Here is a 1,680-nt window from a genome sequence, read left to right on the forward strand (position 1 = left end):
CTCGACGAACGCAAGGGCGTGTGGAAATCCGCACCGGGGAAGGGTCGCAGGACGCCGAAGGGTCGTCAGTATGATGATGCTGCGCTTTCTGAGGTTCGTGGTTTGCTTGGCTCTTCGCCGCGTCGGCGGGATTTGCTGATTGAGCATATGCATGTGCTTCAGGATGCGCATGGGCATTTGTCTGCGGCGCATTTGCGTGCTCTGGCCGAAGAGATGCGTCTTTCGATGGCCGAGGTTTACGAAGTAGCAACGTTTTACGCGCATTTTGACGTGATCAAGGAAGGTGAGACGCCGCCACCGGCTTTGACGATCCGTGTCTGCGATTCGCTGTCGTGCGAGATGGCGGGCGCCACGCAGTTGCGCGCGGCGCTGGCGGACGGGCTGGACCCGGCAGAGGTGCGTGTGGTGCGTGCGCCGTGCATGGGGCGTTGTGATACGGCCCCTGTGCTCGAGCTGGGGCACAACCACATCGACCACGCCACGCCGGAAAAGGTGCAGGCGGCCATTGCTGCGGGGGACACCCACGCGCATGTGCCGGACTATGAGACGCTGTCTGCTTATGAGGCCGGGGGCGGATACAAGATCCTTGGCGCGCTGCGCACCGAGGGCGATTGGGAGGCTGTGCAGGACGCGGTTCTGTCGTCCGGGCTGCGCGGTCTTGGCGGAGCAGGGTTCCCGTCTGGCAAGAAATGGGGCTTTGTGCGCGCTGCCGAAGGGCCGCGGTACCTGGCGGTGAATGGCGATGAGGGCGAGCCGGGCACCTTCAAGGACCGGTATTACCTGGAACGCACGCCGCATCTGTTCCTCGAGGGGATGCTGATCGCGGCCTGGGCGGTCGAGGCCGAGCGCTGTTACATCTACATGCGCGACGAATATCCGGCCGTGCTTCAGATCCTGCGCACAGAGATTGCGGCGCTGGAGGCTGCCGGTCTTGTAGAGCCGGGGTATATCGACCTGCGCCGTGGGGCCGGGGCCTATATCTGCGGCGAAGAAAGCGCGATGATCGAAAGCATCGAGGGCAAGCGCGGCCTGCCGCGGCATCGCCCGCCCTACGTGGCGCAGGTTGGCCTGTTTGGTCGCCCGACGCTGGTGCACAACGTTGAAACGCTGCATTGGGTTGCCCGCGTCTGCCGGGAGGGCCCGCAGATCCTGTCGGATGTGGAAAAGAACGGGCGCAAGGGGCTGCGGTCCTACTCGGTCTCCGGGCGGGTCCGGAACCCGGGTGTGCACCTGTTGCCGGCCGGATCGACCATCACCGACATCATTGCGGCGGCAGGGGGCATGCTGGAGGGGCACAGCTTCAAGGCGTACCAGCCGGGCGGCCCGTCCTCGGGCCTGCTGCCGGCCACGATGGACGACATCCCGCTGGACTTTGACACGCTGCAGCCGCACGGCAGCTTTATCGGCTCGGCGGCGGTGGTTGTGCTGTCCGATCAGGACAAGGCCCGGGACGCGGCGCTGAACATGCTGCGGTTCTTCGAAGACGAAAGCTGCGGCCAGTGCACCCCCTGCCGGGTGGGCTGCGAGAAGGCCGTCAAACTGATGCAGGCTGACAGCTGGGACCAACCCCTGCTCGAAGAGCTCTGCCAGGCGATGGGCGATGCCAGCATATGCGGCCTCGGACAAGCCGCACCAAACCCGATCAGACTAACAATCAAACACTTCCAACAGGAAATTTGA

Annotated in this window: 1 protein-coding gene; it reads left to right on the plus strand. The window is 64.4% G+C overall.

Going from position 1 to position 1,680, the window contains the following annotated elements; all coding sequences use genetic code 11:
• Window positions 1-1,680 (plus strand): NAD(P)H-dependent oxidoreductase subunit E (locus PFY00_RS18945; protein ID WP_271434175.1); only part of this gene is annotated, 1,680 nt, incomplete at its 5' end.

This window comes from Thalassococcus lentus (genome assembly GCF_028023555.1).
Lineage (GTDB): Bacteria > Pseudomonadota > Alphaproteobacteria > Rhodobacterales > Rhodobacteraceae > Thalassococcus_A > Thalassococcus_A lentus.